The 15,904-nt window shown below is 70.6% G+C and carries 12 protein-coding genes; 3 read left to right on the forward strand and 9 right to left on the reverse strand.

Annotated elements, in window-relative coordinates; translation table 11 throughout:
• Positions 1 to 2: 2 nt before the first annotated feature.
• Entirely contained in the window at positions 3 to 1,646 is a 1,644-nt protein-coding gene (locus EVS81_RS05160) for an ABC transporter substrate-binding protein (protein ID WP_130111296.1), read from the reverse strand.
• A 196-nt stretch (positions 1,647 to 1,842) separates the two neighbouring features.
• On the opposite strand from EVS81_RS05160, the gene EVS81_RS05165 reads away from it, so the two are divergent.
• On the forward strand, positions 1,843 to 2,862 hold the full coding sequence (locus EVS81_RS05165; protein ID WP_130109437.1) for a LacI family DNA-binding transcriptional regulator: 1,020 nt from the start codon (positions 1,843 to 1,845) through the stop codon (positions 2,860 to 2,862).
• A 157-nt stretch (positions 2,863 to 3,019) separates the two neighbouring features.
• On the opposite strand, the gene EVS81_RS05170 is transcribed toward EVS81_RS05165, so the two are convergent.
• The 7 genes from EVS81_RS05170 to EVS81_RS05200 all read right to left on the reverse strand — a co-directional run bounded on the left by EVS81_RS05170 (position 3,020) and on the right by EVS81_RS05200 (position 11,071).
• Positions 3,020 to 3,742, reverse strand: coding sequence for an FMN-binding negative transcriptional regulator (locus EVS81_RS05170; protein WP_130109438.1), 723 nt, complete (start codon positions 3,740 to 3,742; stop codon positions 3,020 to 3,022).
• Positions 3,743 to 4,311: 569 nt separating this feature from the next.
• The gene (locus EVS81_RS05175) at positions 4,312 to 5,376 is read right to left on the reverse strand and encodes a C45 family autoproteolytic acyltransferase/hydrolase (RefSeq protein ID WP_130109439.1); all 1,065 of its coding nucleotides are present in this window, start codon (positions 5,374 to 5,376) and stop codon (positions 4,312 to 4,314) included.
• A 346-nt stretch (positions 5,377 to 5,722) separates the two neighbouring features.
• Positions 5,723 to 6,553, reverse strand: a complete 831-nt coding sequence (locus EVS81_RS05180) for an ABC transporter ATP-binding protein (protein ID WP_130109440.1) — start codon at positions 6,551 to 6,553, stop codon at positions 5,723 to 5,725.
• Positions 6,550 to 7,500, reverse strand: coding sequence for an ABC transporter ATP-binding protein (locus tag EVS81_RS05185; protein ID WP_130109441.1), 951 nt, complete (start codon positions 7,498 to 7,500; stop codon positions 6,550 to 6,552). The genes EVS81_RS05180 and EVS81_RS05185 overlap by 4 nt, the downstream gene beginning before the upstream one ends.
• Positions 7,500 to 8,435, reverse strand: a complete 936-nt coding sequence (locus EVS81_RS05190) for an ABC transporter permease (RefSeq protein WP_130109442.1) — start codon at positions 8,433 to 8,435, stop codon at positions 7,500 to 7,502. The genes EVS81_RS05185 and EVS81_RS05190 overlap by 1 nt, the downstream gene beginning before the upstream one ends.
• A complete protein-coding gene (locus EVS81_RS05195; RefSeq protein WP_130109443.1) occupies positions 8,432 to 9,382 on the reverse strand; it encodes an ABC transporter permease in 951 nt (316 codons plus the stop codon). Before EVS81_RS05195 ends, EVS81_RS05190 begins: the two co-directional genes overlap by 4 nt.
• 30 nt (positions 9,383 to 9,412) lie before the next feature.
• Complete coding sequence (locus tag EVS81_RS05200) at positions 9,413 to 11,071, reverse strand: ABC transporter substrate-binding protein (protein ID WP_130109444.1); 1,659 nt, start codon at positions 11,069 to 11,071, stop codon at positions 9,413 to 9,415.
• Positions 11,072 to 11,313: 242 nt separating this feature from the next.
• Between EVS81_RS05200 and EVS81_RS05205 the strand changes: the two genes are divergently transcribed.
• Positions 11,314 to 12,342, forward strand: a complete 1,029-nt coding sequence (locus EVS81_RS05205; protein ID WP_240739972.1) for a LacI family DNA-binding transcriptional regulator — start codon at positions 11,314 to 11,316, stop codon at positions 12,340 to 12,342.
• 254 nt (positions 12,343 to 12,596) lie between these two features.
• On the opposite strand, the gene typA is transcribed toward EVS81_RS05205, so the two are convergent.
• Positions 12,597 to 14,501, reverse strand: coding sequence for a translational GTPase TypA (gene typA, locus EVS81_RS05210; RefSeq protein WP_130109445.1), 1,905 nt, complete (start codon positions 14,499 to 14,501; stop codon positions 12,597 to 12,599).
• A gap of 169 nt (positions 14,502 to 14,670) precedes the next feature.
• Here typA and EVS81_RS05215 point away from each other — a divergent pair, with 169 nt between their 5' ends.
• Positions 14,671 to 15,861: a multidrug effflux MFS transporter gene (locus EVS81_RS05215; protein ID WP_130109446.1), complete on the forward strand. Its 1,191-nt coding sequence runs from the start codon at positions 14,671 to 14,673 to the stop codon at positions 15,859 to 15,861.
• Positions 15,862 to 15,904 lie beyond the last annotated feature (43 nt).

The raw sequence follows: 15,904 nt of genomic DNA on the forward strand, positions 1-15,904 counted from the left end.
GGCTACTCCCCGGCGATCCGGTAGTCGACGATGTTGCGGAGGATGTCGCCGTAGCCCTCGTTGCTCTGGATGGTCGGGCTCACCGCCGCGGTGTCGAATCCGATGATGGACGGACGGTGCACGAGCGGCACGATCTCGGAGTACTCGTCGGCGGACGCGCACAGCTCGGTCAGCACCTCTGCGCGCGCAGAGGGATCCGACTCGCTCGCGCCCTCGGCGATGAGCGCGTTGAGATCCTCGTGCACCCCGGTGAAGCCGACGTTGAAGAACGCCTGCTCGGGGTTCCACCACTTGGTCACCATCGAGGGGTCGGTGTACCCGGCGAACCACCCGATCGACAGGTCGAACTCGCCGGGCTGGGCGGTGAAGACGCGCTCGTTGTAGGTCGCGGTGTCGAACTGCTCGATCTCGACGGTCACGCCGATCTCGGCGAGCTGCTGCTGCACGAGCTGGGCGATCTGCGCCATCACCGGCTCCGAGGTGTAGACCACGAGATCGAGCGCCGCGTCGCCGGCGCCCGACTCCTCGATGACCGCCTTCGCGTCCTCGATCGTCGCCTGCTCGGAGGGCAGCTCGTCGACCAGGCAGGCGCCAGGCAGGTTCGAGGGCGTGATGCCGGTCGGCGAGGTCTCGCCGGCGAAGACGATGTCGGCGATGGCCTGCCGGTCGATCGCGGTGTTGATCGCGAAGCGCACGTCCTGGTCGTTGAGCGGGCTGTCGGGCTTCTGCGAGTTGACGAAGACGTAGTAGAGGTCGCTCTGGGTCTGATTGACGACCCGCAAGCCCTCGTTGCCTCCGAGCTGCGACAGGGAGTCGATGTTGACGAAGTTCGCCATCCCCGTGCTCCCCTCGCGCAGGGCGGCCTGGCGGGTCGACTCCTGATCCACGATCTGCAGTTCGAGGGTCTGCACCGCGAGATCGTCGCCGCCGCGCCAATCCGGATTCGCCATGAAGGTCCACGACTCGTCCTGGCGATGGTCCGAGACGAGGTAGGGCCCGGTTCCCAGCATCGTCGTGGTGAGGTCGACGCTGCCGTCGTTCACCTCCTGCATGGGGAGGATGGCTGCCGGGGTGTTCGCGAGCGCGGCGAGGAACGGCGCGTACGGGCTGCTGAGCGTGACCGTGACCTGGTCGTCCCCGGTGGCCTCGATCGACTCGACGGGCCCCATCTGGCCCGACCAGACGCTCATGCTCGCCATCTGGCGCTCGAGGCTGCCGACGACATCGTCGACGGTGAGCGGCCGGCCGTTCGAGAACGTCGCCGCGGTGTCGATCGTGAACACGTACGTGGTGTCGTCCGGCTGCTCCCACGAGGTGGCGAGTGCGGGCTGGATCTCGAAGTTCTCGTCCGTGGTCACGAGGGTCTCGTAGACGAGGCCCATGATCATCCAGGAGCGGGCTGTCTGCGCGGTCTGCGGGTCGAGCCCGTCGGCCTCGCTCGTGTCGTAGTCGAGCTGCACGGTGAGGGCGCCCTCACCGGTGAGCGACTCATCGGCGACGGCGAGGAAGCCGGGGGCCTCCTCCGACTGCTCGACGCCGCCCGTCTCGGCGCCGGGGGCGGCGCAGGAGGTGAGGACGCACGCGAGGCTCAGCGCGAGGGCGGCGCCGGCAGCCGCCCGAGGGCGGGTTCGTTGGTTGTTCAACACCGTGGTGACTCCTTCGACAGTGGTGGTGGCCCGGGCCGCGTCGATGCGATCCGGCCGGCCGCGCCCCCCGATGGGCGCGCCTTGGATGATCACGGTACATACATAAATCGTTTTATGCAAGTCTCGATCCGCATCCACAAATCCATTTATCCCGCGCGATCCCGCTATCCTCGTACGGAGAGCCCGAGGAGGCGCAATGGCCCGGTACCCCAACGTCACGATCAAAGACGTCGCCGCGCGCGCCGGCGTATCGATCACCGCGGTGTCGCACGCCCTGAACGGCAAGGGCACGCTCTCGGACGAGACCCGCGCGCGCATCCGGGACGTCGCGCAGACGATGGGCTACCAGGCAGACGCCCTCGCCCGCGGTCTGCGCCGCGCGCAGATCGGCGTCATCGGGATCGTGCTGCGCCCCCTCGATGCGCTCGAGGACTACAGCCCGCCCGGCGTCGACTACTTCCTCCGCTTCGCCGGCGCCGCCGCCGTCAGCACGCTCGATCACGGCTTGAGCCTCATGCAGGTCGCCGACCTCGCGAAGGGTCCCGTCACCCCGCTCGCGTTCTCCCTCGACGGGTACATCGTCACCGACCCCGTGCGGCACGACCCGGTGGTCGACCTGCTCGAGGAGCGCGGCATCCCCTATGTCACGCTGGGGCGGGATCTCGGCCGACCCGATGCGACGAACTGGGTGGCCTCCGCCGACGCCGACGCCGCCCTGATGGCCTTCGAGCACCTGCACGAGCAGGGCGCGCGCGACATCGTCTGCGTGGGCGGCACCGACGACAACTCCTGGAACGCCGACGCCGAGGCGGCCTACCGCTCCTGGTGCGAGCGCACCGGCATGCCCGCGCGCTTCCTGCGCAGCCCCGAGGGGCTCGGCGAGTCGGGAGGGCGGGACCTCGTGCCCGTGATCCTCGAGGGGGGCATGCCCGACGCCGTCTACTCCCTGACCGGACGTCACGCGGCGGGGATCCAGGATGCCCTGCGCGAGCGGGGCCTCGTCGCACCGCGGGACTACCTGCTCGCCTGCGGCACGGACGCGGATCAGACGCGGACGGCCGACCCGCCGATCACCGCGATCGACCTGCGCCCCGAGACCCTCGCGCGGGAGACGGTCGCACTCCTCGTGGCGATCACCCGGGGCGAGGAGCCCGCCGGGCGCCGGCTCGTGCCCTCGGAGCTGCTCGTGCGGCGATCCTCCCTGCGGAACGGGTGACCCGAGGCGCCGGCCGGCGCGGCATCGACCCCCGGGGAGCTCAGACTGCGCGAGCGGTCGTCGCCGAGGCGACCGACCGTCCGGCGGCCCGTCGCTCGACGGCGTATCGTGCGCAACCGGCGCGTCGTGCGCGTGCCGGCGTCGCGCACTCGGGTATTCAGCCTGCGGGATCCGCGCCGTCCACACCGTTCGAACCGTCCGCGAGATCCGAACCGTCCGCGAGATCGGAACCGTCCGCGATGCCGTCGACGACGCCGACCTCACCCATCAGCTCGGCCACGTCGGGGTGACGGTGATCGCCGCGGAGCAGATCCTCCCGGACGCGCTCGTGCACATCGGCAGGCATGTCCTGGCTCAGCTTGAACATCGCCGACTCGGTGTCGATGTCGATCGTGAACGACACCACACCCGAGAGGATCCGCTCGAAGACGTGCCTCGACTCCGCGGGATCCCACGGCTCCGCCCGCCGCCCCTCGAGCTGCTCCACCGTGCGCTCCACGACCGCGAGGTTCTCCTCCGGCTCCTCGAGCACCGTCACGCGCCCGGTCAGGTGCACCGTCGCGTAGTCGAGGGTCGGAACGGCCGGGGTGAACTCGTAGGTGCTCGGCGAGACGTACGCGTGCGACGACGCGAACACCAGCAGCGCCTCGGGCTGCTCGGCGAAGCGCCGCCAGTGGTCGTTGGCCCGACCGATGTGCCCCCAGAGGCGGGCCCCCACGAGCGTCTCCCCCGGGCGTACTCCGGGGGGAAACACGATCGGCGTGTGCGTCGCGAGCGGCGCCCCGGGAGTAGAAGTCGCGAGGACCGCGAACGGGTTGTTCCACACGAACTCGGCGATGGCTCGGTCCGACGGGGCGGGGTAACTGGGGTAGGTGTGCATCGGTACCGCCTCCCTGCGGTAGCGGGCGGGCCGTCGTGGCGCTCCCTGATAAATCGTTTTACCTGTCGAAGGTAGCAGAGTAAAACGATTTATGAAAGGCGGGGTGTGCGGCGGCGCCGCGATCCGCGCCCCGAGCCGCGGCCAGCCCCGCGCCGGCGTCACCCGGCACCCGGCACCCGCCGCCCGGCACCCGGCACCGCCGCCCCAGCGCCAGCGTCACCTGGCACCCGGCACCGCCGCCCCAGCGCCAGCCCCAGCGCCAGCGCCAGAAAGTGGGAGTCCCGTTCTGCCGCTTGCCAGAACGGGAAGCGGCAGAACGGGACTCCCACTTGGCGCGCGCCGCCGGGCGACGCCGGGCACTACCGGGCACTACCGGGCACTACAGGGCACTACCGGGCGACGCCGGGCGCCACCGCGCCCCGCCGGGCGCCGCACCAGGACGCCGGGCGACGCACCGCGCCAGCACCCCCGCGCCAGCACCCGCCGCGCACCGCGCCGGCACCCCCGCGCCAGCACGCCCCGCCACGCGCCAGCACGCGCCGCCCCGCGCCGCCCGGCGCCGCGCCCCGCTACACCGTCAGCTCGCGCCACTCCCCCGTCTCGGCATCGGTCGGCATCCCGTCGAGGATGCGGATCGTGCGAGCCACAGGGTCGGTGACGATCGTGGCGAGCGTGGCCCAGCGTTCGCCGTAACCCTGCGACATGTCGGCTCGGCACGTGAGCGGCGCCTCGCCCTCCTCGGTGAGCAGCACCCGCACCAGATCGGCCGACGCCGCCGGAAGCCCCTCGGAGAGACGAGCGCGCATGAGCTCCAGCCGTTCCGTCGAGTCGGGCTCGTAGAGCTCGGACTTCTGCGCGGAGAGCGGCGTCTCGTGCTGGAAGTGGTTGGTGCGCTGCACCGATCCACCCTCCGCTTCGATGACGAACACGCCCGCGGGACTCATCTCTACGGACACGGCGCGCTCCGCGTCGAGCATCGTGAAGGCCGACGACGACGCAACGGGCGCCTCGCGGATCAGCTCGATCGCGTCGTGCACCGAGCGGCACTCGGAGAGCACGACGCTCGAGAGCAGATGCATGGGTACGCCCTCGGGGCGATCCTCGCGGTGTCCGAGGATGTTGAAGTGCAGCGCGAGGCCCGCCTCGTTCACCCCGATCTTCGAGAGGATGCCCTGTTCGGTGAGCCCGGCGTAGCGCAGCCCGGGGCCGTCGACCGCGTGCGTGTGCCAGAAGGGATCGAGCTCGACGTGCCAGTCCCAGGTCTGCACGCCATACCGGCGGGCGCCGACCTCGGTCGTGAACGTGGAGCACTCGCTCGAGGGCTTCTCGCCCAGCGCGAGGATCTCGGTGCGGGCATTGAGCGCGACGACGTTCGAGAACTCGACACCGGCGCCCTCTGCGACGCCCTCGAGCTGCTCGATCAGTGCGGGTCGCCAACCGCGCAGCGCGGCGACGATGCGCGCGACGGCATCGCGCTCGCGTTCCTCGTCCACCCCCAGCACGCGGAACAGCTCCGCATATCTGGTGTAGGCGCCCCCGAGGCTTCCGCGCAGCGCTGCGCCGCGGCTTCGGCCCAGGTCGCGGGGCGTGGCGCCCGCAACCTCGAGGTGCAGGCGTTCGGTCGTGTCGGTCATGTGCGTCCTTCTGGTCGTGGGGTGGTGGTAGGTCTGGATCGCGTGGCGCCCGCCGGGCCGGCGGCTTCGGGCCGGCGGCTTCGGGCCGGCGGCTTCGTACTCGGTCGCGGGTGCCATGCGGTTCAGCCGGTGGATCGCCTGCGCTGAGGGCGCAGGCCGCGGAGGGCGGCGCAGCCGACACCGGCCGCGCAGGCCGCAAAGGCGGCGCGGGCGACGCATGCCGCGGAGGTCGCGGAAGGCAGGGCAGACCGTGCACGCCACAGAGACCTCGCACGCCGCGGAAGACCGCGCAGGCAGCCCGCGCGCCTCGCAGGCCACGCAGACCACCCGCGCACCGCGCGCCGGGTCAGGCCTCGGCGCCCATGAGCGCGTCGCGCAGGCCGCGCCGCGGTTTCCAGCCCGGCCGCGGCGCCGAGGCGATGAGCAGCCTGGTGTAGGCCTCCTGCGGGTCGTCGAGCACCTCGTGCACGGTGCCGCGCTCGATGATGCGGCCCGCGCGCATCACCACCACGTCGTCGGCGATGTCGCGCACCACCGACAGGTCGTGGGTGATGAAGAGGTAGGAGAGCCCGTGCTCGGCCCGCAGGCGCTTGAGCAGCTCGAGCACCTGCGCCTGCACCGAGACGTCGAGCGCCGAGACCGCCTCGTCGAGCACGATGATCTTCGGCTCGGCCGCGAGCGCGCGGGCGATCGCGACGCGCTGCTTCTGCCCGCCCGAGAGGGCGGCCGGCTTCGCGTCGGCGTGGCGCTCGGTGAGACCGACCTCGGCGAACAGCTCGAGCACCCGGGCCCGGCGGCCCCGCTTGTCGAGGTCGGGGCGGTGCGCGCGCAGCATCTCGTCGATCGTGGCCGACACCGGCAGGGAGCGGTTGAGCGAGCCCTGCGGATCCTGGAACACCATCTGCACGAGCGCGGCCCGCTCGCGCAGCTGGCGCCGCGCGGTGGTGGGGCGCACCTCCTGACCGGCGATGCGCACCGCGCCCGAGTCGGCCGACTCGAGCCCCACGACGACCTTCGCGAGGGTCGACTTGCCGGAGCCGGACTCGCCGACGACGGCGAGGCAGGTCCCCGCGCGCAGCACGCACGAGACGTCGTCGAGCGCCGCGACGCTGGCCTTGCGACCGATATGGAAGGTGCGCTTCAGGTGCTCGACCTCGATGATCGCTGTGCTGCTCATGCCCCGGCCTCCTCGCCGCTGATCCCGCTGACCCCGCTCGTCCAGCTGGCCCCGCTGGCCCCGCTGGTCCCGCTGGCCCCGCTGGCCCCACTGGTCCCGCTGGTGTGGTCTGCGCCCCGGCCCGGCTCGGCGCCGGCCTCGAGAAAGGCGGCCGGATGACCCTCGGGGTAGAGCATGGGGCGCACCGCCATCAGCCTGCGAGTGTAGTCGGTGCGGGGGCGATCCCGGATCTCCTCGGGCGTGCCGATCTCGAGGATCTCCCCGTCCTGCATCACCGCGAGGCGGTCGCACACCGCGGCGGCGAGGTCGAGATCGTGGGTGACGAAGATCATCGAAAGACCGTGCTCACGGCGCTTCTCGTCGAGGATCGCCACGACCTCGGCCTGCGTGGTGACGTCGAGGGCGGTGGTCGGTTCGTCGGCGAGCAGCAGCTTCGGCTCGCCCGAGATGGCGCCCGCGATCACCACGCGCTGCAGCATGCCGCCCGAGAGCTGATGCGGGTAGGAGCGCAGCACGCGCTCGGTGTCGTCGATGCCGACCTGGCGCAGCAGCTCGGCGGCCCGCTCGCGCGCCTCGGATCTGCCCGTCTTGCGCGCGTCGCTCATCCCCTCGACGAGGAAGCGCTCGACCGGCAGCACCGGATTCAGGGCGCCGTGCGGATTCTGCGCGATGAGCGCGAGGTCCTCGGCGCGGATGCGACGCAGGGCCTCCCCGCCCGTCGCCAGCAGATCGGCGCCGTCGAGCTCGATCCGCCCCTCGACGCGCGCTCCCCCGGGTTCGATGCCGAGGATGCACTTGAGCGTCATCGACTTGCCCGAACCCGACTCGCCCACGAGCCCGAGCGCCTCGCCCTGCGCGAGCTCGAACGAGCTCCCGTGGAGGATTTCGGTCTCGAGGCCGGTGTCGGGGTCGACCACCGTCAGTACCAGTCCGTCGATCTTCAGCATCAGCGTGTCCTTCCCGAAGCGCGGCGGCCGCCCAGTTGCTCGCCCACGTACCCGAAGGCCGCGACCGTGATGACGATGGCGAGGCCGGCGAAGATGCTCTGCTCCCAGTACCCCTGCTGCAGCGAGGCCTGCCCGTTCGAGACCATGAGGCCCCAGTCGGGGGTCGGCGGCTGCACGCCGAGGCCGAGGAACGAGAGCGCGGCGAGCTCGATCATGGCGTAGCCGAAGTTGATCGTCATGCCGGTGAGGATCTGCGTGCGCACGTTGGGCAGGATGTGCCGCATGGTGATGACGAAGCCCGAGATGCCCTGCAGCTGGGCCGAGGCCACGTAGGGCAGGTTTCGCTCGCGCAGCGCGACGGATCTGATGACGCGCGCCGAGTAGGGCGTGAATCCGATCGCGAGCGCGATCGAGGCCGTGAGCAGGGACGGCCCGAAGATCGCGACCGCCAGGATCGCGAGGAGCATGTTGGGGAACGCGAAGAGGATGTCGAGCACGCGGCTGATGAGCGCGTCGACCCGGCCTCCGAACCACACGGCCGTGAGCGCGAGCGTCGTCGCGAGGAACGCGGTGATGAGGATCACGATCGTGGGACCGATGAGGCTGGTGCGCGCGCCCCAGATGATGCGCGACAGGATGTCGCGCCCCGACTGGTCGGTGCCCATGAGGTGCGCGAGGCTCCAGGCCTCGTGGCGGGAGGTGACGCTGCCCTCGTACGGGTCGTAGGGCGCGATGAGCGGGGCGAGGATCGCCATGAGCACCACGAGCACGATGACGCCGAGGCTGATGAGGCCGACCGGGCCGAGCCGCCTGGCGAGGAGTCGCCAGCCCGAGATCGGCACGTCGTTGCGATGCTTGCGCAGCAGTTGCACGGCCACCGTGTCCTGGGCGCTCGTGTTCGCGCCGGGATCCTGCTTCGTCTTCTGCCGAGTCATCGTGCTGCCGCTCCCTTGCTCAGCCGAACGCGTGGGTCGATCACCGCGTAGAGCAGGTCGACGATGAGGTTGATGAGACCGAAGGCCAGCACCATGATGAGCGCGATGGCCTGCACGACCGCGAAGTCCTTCTTCTGCACCGAGTTCACGAGCAGCGAACCGATCCCGTCGAGGGTGAACGCGTACTCGATCACGAACGCGCTCGCGAGAAGGCCCGCGATGTTGGTGCCGAGCACCGTGGTCACGGGCAGCATCGAGTTGCGGATGGTGTGCCGCCAGAGCACGAACTGCTGGGGCACGCCGCGGGCGATGGCCATGATCACGTGCTCGGATCCCTGCTCCTCGCGCACCGCGGTGCGCGTGATCCGGGCCACGACCGCGATGCCGGGGAACGCGAGCGCGATGGCCGGCAGCGTGAGGTGCCAGAGGCGGTCGACGAAGCCCTCGCCGGATCCGGAGACCGGGAACCAGCCGAGATTCGAGCCGAACACGAACATGAGCACGAGCGCAGCGAAGAACGTGGGCACGGCGAAGCCGAGGTTCGAGCCGAACACCACGAGCTTCTCGAACGCGCCGGATCGGGTGGCCGCGAGCACGCCGAGGCCCACGCCGAGCACGGCGATGAGGATCGCGGCGAAGGCCGCCAGGAACAGCGTCGTGGGCAGGCGCGAGGCCACGAGGGCCGAGACGTCCTGCTGCGTGAGCAGCGAGCGGCCGAGGTCGCCCTGCAGCACGTCCATCAGCCAGTTCCAGTAGCGGATGAGGAAGGGATCGTCCAGCCCGTACTGCGCACGGATCGACGCGAGCACCTCTGGGCTCACCGTGCGGCCCTGCACGAGGAACTGCTCCGGGCTGCCCGGGGCGAGGTACATCCCCGAGAACACGATGAAGCTGGAGACGACGAGCACGGCGGCGAGCGCGCCGAGCCGTTTGAGCACGTAGATCATGGACGATCCCTTCCCGCGGGATTCAGCTGCCTACTCGGCCGAACCGAGGTCGGCGGCCCAGGGGTAGTAGAGGTAGACGAACGACGCGGGGGCTCCCGTGACGGAGCCGTCCATGTAGAGCCGCACCGCGAGGTCGTTGATCGGCACCCAGGGCTGCTGCTCCATCACGAGCGCCTCGGCCTCGACGGTCAGCTCCGCGCGCCGCTGCGGGTCGGCCTCGGCGAGCGCGGCGTCGAGCGCGGCGTCGATCTCGGCGTCCGAGAACCCGGCGTAGTTCTGGTCGCTGCCCGTCTTGGCGACGCTCACGAGGTGGAGCAGCGGTTCGGGGGCGCTGAGGTAGTTCGTCGTGACGAACCCGTCGTAGCCCTCGCGCGCGGCGGGGTCGGAGAAGAACGAGCCGAACTGCGCACTGGGCACGCCGGTCGGTTCGAGGGTGATGCCGAGCTCCTTGGCCCCGTTCGCCATCTCGTTGAGGATGTCGGCGTAGAAGGAGCGCTCGCTCGGGTATGCGATCTTGATGGGCTGGCTCAGGTCGACGTCGGCCTGCTCGAGCTCGGCCTTCGCGGCCTCGAGGTCGTAGCTCAGATCCGGCAGCTGCTCGTCGCGCAGATCCTGCACGTCCGCGACCGCATCCCAGGGGGCCTGCGGCACCACGGAGCGCGACGGGGTGCCGGTGCCCTCGTAGACGGTGTCGGCGATGGCCTGGCGGTCGGTCGCGCGGGTGAGCGCGCGGCGCACGGCCGGATCGCCGAACAGGCCGTTGCCCGTCGAGATGATGGCCATGATCTGCATGCCCTCGCCGTAGTAGAGCGAGCCGCTCGTGCTGCTCGCGAGCTGGCCGAGCGCCGGCAGCGGCACGTCGTAGGAGCCCTGGATCTCGCCGGTCGACAGGCCGTTGGCGATGGCGGTCGGGTCGACCACGAATCCGATCTCGATCTCGGCGGCCTTGGCCGCCCGATCCGCGTTCCAGTATCCGTCGTAGCGGGTCAGCGTGATCGACTGGCCCTGCTTCCAGTCGCCGGGGGTGAACTGGAGCGGGCCGGTGCACATGACGCCGGTGTCGGGGTTGCCGTAGTTCTCGCCGGCGGCCGTGCGCTGCTCCTGCTGCACGACCACGCCGAGCACCGTGGAGAGCGAGGAGGGCAGCAGCTGGTCGGGCGTCTGCAGGGTGATGGCGAGCTCCCAGTCGCCCGTCTGCTCGACGTCGACGATGTTCGCGGTGACGCCGCCGGTCCAGTAGCTGCCCTCGGCCGGATCGTTGTGGCGCTTGAGGGAGTAAACGACGTCGTCCATCGTCATCGGCGAGCCGTCCCAGAACGTGACGTCGTCGCGGATGCCGATCGTCCAGGTGAGGCCGTCCTCGGTCTCGGCGCCCGTGGCGAGGTTCGGCTGCACCGAGAAGTCGGGCTGCATCTGGAAGAGCGGCTCGCAGAGGTTCGAGACGATCGTGTTCTCGGAGTAGTTGAACGCCTTGGCCGGGTCCAGGCTGGCGAGTTCTCCGTACGTCGAGTTCCAGGTGGCCCGGTCGAGCTCGCCGCTCGCCTCGGGCGTGAGCTGCACGAGCTCGAGCGCTCCTCCGTCAGCACCCTCCTGGGCGTCGCCTCCGCGACTGCCGGAGGCGCACCCGGCGAGGGCCAGACCCGTGACGGCAAGCAGGGCGACGGCCGCCCTCGTCTTCGCAAGTTTCACGTGAGTTTCTCCATTCGAAGTTTCGTCGTTGAATCCTCTTGATCCGGTCGGCGCCAGATGAAGACCCACCGAGGATGCTAACACCCAAAACGGTTTGTGCAAAACGGTTTGGGAAGTGAGCCCGATCGGCTCTCCCCGGTCCTGCCCGCGGCCGGGCCGAGGCCGAACTGAGCCGCCCGATCGGCGCCGAGCCCGGCACGAGGGAGGTGCCCTCCGGTCGCTCGACGGGATATCCTGGCGGCGTGGAGCAGAGTGGCAGGCCGACCATCAGGGATGTGGCGAGGGCGGCGGGGGTCTCCCCGACGACCGTCTCACACGCGCTCAACGGCAAGGGGATCGTGCGCCGGGAGACGATCGAGCGCATCGAGCAGGTGGCGGCGGAAATCGGCTATCGGCCGAGCGCCATCGCCCGCGGGCTGCAGCGGTCGCGTCTCGGCCTGCTCGCGCTCGTGATCCGCCCGCTGCACACCCTCGACACGTTTCTCCCCGAGGGCGTGGACTACTTCCTGCGCATCGCGGGCGCGGCATCGCTCAGTGCGATGGAGCACGGGTACAGCATGATGCTCATCGACGATCCGACACGACCCGGGGTGCCGCTCAGCGCCCTCTCGGCCGACGCCTACATCGTGACGGATCCGTTCGAGAACGACCCCGTGCTGACGATGCTCTCCGAGCAGCGCATTCCCTTCGTCACGGTCGGCGCCGATCCCGCGCGCCGCGGCCAGTTCCCCGAGATCGACGAGGGCGACGATCATCAGACCCGGCTCATGCTCACGCACCTCGCCGACGCCGGGGCCCGCCGCATCGCGCTCGTCACCGGCACCGATCGCAACGACTGGAACCTGGGCTCGCAGCTCACGCTGGCCGAGTGGTGCGCGGCGCGCGGGCAGCGCCCGCTCGTGATCTCGGTTCCCGAGGTCGAGGGCGAGCGGGTGGGCGACGCCGTGATCGAGCACTTCTTCGGCGGCGACCCCGCCGAGCACCCGGACGGGATCTTCTGCCTCACCGGTCGCCACGCCGCCGGCGTGACCGCCGCCGCGATCCGGCGGGGGATCCGGGTGCCGGAGGATCTGCTCGTCGCGGCCGGATCCGGCGCCGTGCAGAACCGCACCTCGCACCCGACGGTCACCACGCTCGACCTCCACCCCGAGGAGATCGCGCAGGTCGCGGTGGAAACCGCGGTGCGCCTGGCCGAGGGGCGACCGCTCGAGCGTCCCATCTCGACGCCGCCGGCGACGCTCGACGTGCGGGAATCGACCACGCGCGCCTGATCCGCCCGCCGCCGCGATCCAGCGCCCCGCCGCACGCCGCTCCCGCTGCGCCGCGCCCGCCGCACGCGCGCCACTAGTTGTCACCACACCGGCCGCGAGGCCGCAACAACTGACGCCCGAAGCGCACCACCCCCAGCCAGCACCCGCACGCGCGCCACTAGTTGTCACCACACCGGCCGCGAGGCCGCAACAACTGACGCCCGAAGCGCGCCGCCCCGGCCGGGAACGCCGGCCCGGGCGGCGCCCGGAACGGACTACTTCTGGTTCTTGAGGCGCGAAGCCGCGCGGGCGCGCAGCGACGCCTCGAGCTCCACCTTGCGAATGCGCACGGACTCCGGGGTCACCTCGACGCACTCGTCCTCGCGCGCGAACTCGAGGCACTCCTCGAGCGTCAGCCGGCGCGGCGGGGTCATCGACTCGAAGGTGTCGGCCGTGGAGGAGCGCATGTTCGTGAGCTTCTTCTCCTTGGTGATGTTCACGTCCATGTCCTCGGAGCGCGAGTTCTCACCGATCACCATGCCCTCGTAGACCTCCTCGGCCGGCTGCACGAAGAAGCTCATGCGCTCCTGGAGGTTCATGATGGCGAACGGCGTGGCCACACCCGAGCGGTCCGCCACGATCGAGCCGTTGTTGCGGGTCGTGATCACACCGGCCCACTCGCCGTAGCCGTGCGCGATCGCGTTCGCGATGCCCGTGCCGCGCGTGATGGTCATGAACTCCGAGCGGAAGCCGATGAGCCCGCGCGACGGCACGATGAATTCCATGCGCACCCAGCCGGTGCCGTTGTTCACCATGTTCTCCATACGGCCCTTGCGGGCGGCGAGCAGCTGGGTGATCGCGCCGAGGTGCTCCTCGGGGGTGTCGATCGTGAGGTGCTCGTAGGGCTCGTGCTTCTTGCCGTCGACCTCCTTGGTGACCACCTGCGGCTTGCCGACGGTAAGCTCGAAGCCCTCCCGGCGCATGTTCTCGACGAGGATCGCGAGCGCCAGCTCGCCGCGGCCCTGCACCTCCCAGGCGTCGGGGCGGTCGGTGTTCAGCACGCGCAGCGACACGTTGCCGATGAGCTCGCGGTCGAGGCGATCCTTGATCATGCGCGCGGTGAGCTTGTGCCCCTTCACCTTGCCGACGAGCGGCGAGGTGTTGGCGCCGATGGTCATCGAGATCGCGGGCTCGTCCACCGTGATGGTGGGCAGCGGGCGCACGTCGTCGGCGTCGGCGATGGTCTCGCCGATGGTGATGTCCTCGATGCCGGCGATCGCGACGATGTCGCCGGGGCCGGCCTGCTCCGCCGGGTAGCGGGTGAGCGCCTTCGTGAGCATGAGCTCCGTGATGCGCACGTTCTGCACCGAGCCGTCGTGCTTCACCCAGGCGACCGTCTCGCCCTTCTTGATCCAGCCGTGGTGCACGCGCAGCAGCGCGATGCGGCCGAGGAACGGCGAGGAGTCGAGGTTGGTGACGTGGGCCTGCAGCGGATGCGCGTCGTCGTAGGAGGGGGCGGGCACGCGCTCGAGGATCGTCTCGAAGAGCGGCTCGAGATCGGGGGTGTCGGGCAGCGAGCCGTCGGCGGGGCGCGTGTGCGACGCCGCACCGGCGCGCCCCGAGAGGTAGACGGTGGGCACGTCGAGCACGGCGTCGACGTCGATGTCGGGGTGATCCTCGGAGAGATCGGAGGCGAGCCCGAGCAGCAGATCCTGCGCCTCTCCCTCGACCTCCTCGATACGCGCGTCGGGGCGGTCGGTCTTGTTGACCGCGAGGATCACGGGCAGGTGCGCCTCGAGCGCCTTGCGCAGCACGAAGCGGGTCTGGGGCAGCGGCCCCTCCGAGGCGTCGACGAGCAGCACGACGCCGTCGACCATCGAGAGCGCGCGCTCCACCTCGCCGCCGAAGTCGGCGTGCCCGGGGGTGTCGACCACGTTGATGACGATGGGGCCGTTCTTCGCGTGCGCACCCTCGTAGCTGATCGCGGTGTTCTTCGCGAGGATCGTGATGCCCTTCTCGCGCTCGAGATCGTTGGAGTCCATGACTCGGTCGTCGACCTCGGCGTGGGCGTCGAAGGAATTGGTCTGACGCAGCATGGCGTCGACGAGTGTGGTCTTGCCGTGATCGACGTGGGCGACGATGGCGACGTTGCGGAGGTCTTCGCGGGTGGCGAGAGCCATAGAGGTGGAGTCCTAACGAGACGAGCGGATCGCCGGCGCGGCAGGATGCCGGGCGCGACCGGGACGCGAGCCCGGCGCACCAGAAGAAGCCGACGTACTATCATATCGGATCGCAGCGGAGCCCCCTGAGAAATCGAGCACATCGCCCAGGATCGTATATGATCCGAGTATGGCCGCACCTCCCCAGCTGACGCGCGGGCTGCTCGCGGTCCTCTCGTTCCTGGCCGCGGTGGGCCCCTTCGCCACCGATATGTATCTCGCGTCGTTCACCTCGATAGCTCGGGATCTGGGCGCGCAGCCCTCATCCGTGCAGCTCACCCTGACGGCGTTCCTCATCGGCATGGGAGTGGGCCAGCTGCTGCTCGGCCCGCTCTCCGACCAGTGCGGCAGGCGGCCCGTGCTCGTCGTTGCGCTCGCGGTCTTCGCGGCGGCGAGCATCGCGATGGTCTTCTCCCCCGACATCGGGATCTTCATCGCGCTCCGCGCGGTGCAGGGCATCGCGGGATCCGCCGGCGTCGTCGTCTCGCGCGCCATCGCGGTCGACCTCTCCTCGGGCGCGGCCGCGATCCGCGCGATCAGCCTCATCGCGATGTTCGTGGGGCTCGGCCCGCTCGTCGCTCCCCCTGTGGGAGGCGCGATCCTCGTCGTCGGCGACTGGCGCGCGGTGCTCGCGTCGCTCGCCGCGATCGCTTCCGCGATGTTCGTGCTCGCCGCGGTGTTCGTACCGGAGTCGCTGCCCCGCGAGTCCCGCCGCGACGCGGGGGTGCGCACGGCGCTCCGGAGTTTCGGAGGGCTGCTCGGAACCGGCCGGTTCGTGCTGCTCATGTGCGTCTTCGGGCTCGGGTTCGGCAGCATGATGTCGTACATCTCGGCGTCGCCGTTCGTGGGCCAGGTGATGCTCGGGATGCCGCCCCTCCTCTACTCCCTCGCGTTCGCCACGGGCGCCGCGGCGATGATCCTCGCCAACTCGATCAACGCGGGCCTGGCCGGGCGAGTACCCGCCCACCGCATGCTCGTCATCGGCACGACGATCTCCGCGATCGCGGGCGCCGCACTCACGCTGCTCTCGCTGAGCGGCACCCTCTCACCGACGTCGTTCATCGTCTGCGCCTTCGCCCTGACCGGCGGAACTGGCCTCACGATGTCGAACTCGAGCGCCATCGCGCTGTCGCTCTCCGGCGCCTCCCGCGGCTCGGGATCCGCCCTGCTGGGCGCCTCGCAGTTCGCCGTGGGGGGCCTCGCCTCGCCCCTCGTGGGCGCCTGGGGCGAGCACACCGCGCTGCCCATGGCGCTCTTCGTGCTCACCGCGACGACGCTCGCCTGCGCGGGTGCGCTGCGCTACGCGCGTCTCGCGAGCTAGGGGCGCCGCGGCGCGGCGGCGGCACGAGCCCGCAACTCCCGCG

The sequence above is a fragment of the Leucobacter triazinivorans genome, assembly GCF_004208635.1.
Taxonomy (GTDB): Bacteria; Actinomycetota; Actinomycetes; order Actinomycetales; family Microbacteriaceae; genus Leucobacter; species Leucobacter triazinivorans.

Bases quoted from the DNA above. Each gene is read 5' to 3' on its own strand.
- EVS81_RS05165 (WP_130109437.1), top strand. From the start codon at position 1,843: ATGGCCCGGTACCCCAACGTCACGATCAAAGACGTCGCCGCGCGCGCC.
- EVS81_RS05170 (WP_130109438.1), bottom strand. From the start codon at position 3,742: ATGCACACCTACCCCAGTTACCCCGCCCCGTCGGACCGAGCCATCGCC.
- EVS81_RS05175 (WP_130109439.1), bottom strand. From the start codon at position 5,376: ATGACCGACACGACCGAACGCCTGCACCTCGAGGTTGCGGGCGCCACG.
- EVS81_RS05180 (WP_130109440.1), bottom strand. From the start codon at position 6,553: ATGAGCAGCACAGCGATCATCGAGGTCGAGCACCTGAAGCGCACCTTC.
- EVS81_RS05185 (WP_130109441.1), bottom strand. From the start codon at position 7,500: ATGCTGAAGATCGACGGACTGGTACTGACGGTGGTCGACCCCGACACC.
- EVS81_RS05190 (WP_130109442.1), bottom strand. From the start codon at position 8,435: ATGACTCGGCAGAAGACGAAGCAGGATCCCGGCGCGAACACGAGCGCC.
- EVS81_RS05195 (WP_130109443.1), bottom strand. From the start codon at position 9,382: ATGATCTACGTGCTCAAACGGCTCGGCGCGCTCGCCGCCGTGCTCGTC.
- typA (WP_130109445.1), bottom strand. From the start codon at position 14,501: ATGGCTCTCGCCACCCGCGAAGACCTCCGCAACGTCGCCATCGTCGCC.
- EVS81_RS05215 (WP_130109446.1), top strand. From the start codon at position 14,671: ATGGCCGCACCTCCCCAGCTGACGCGCGGGCTGCTCGCGGTCCTCTCG.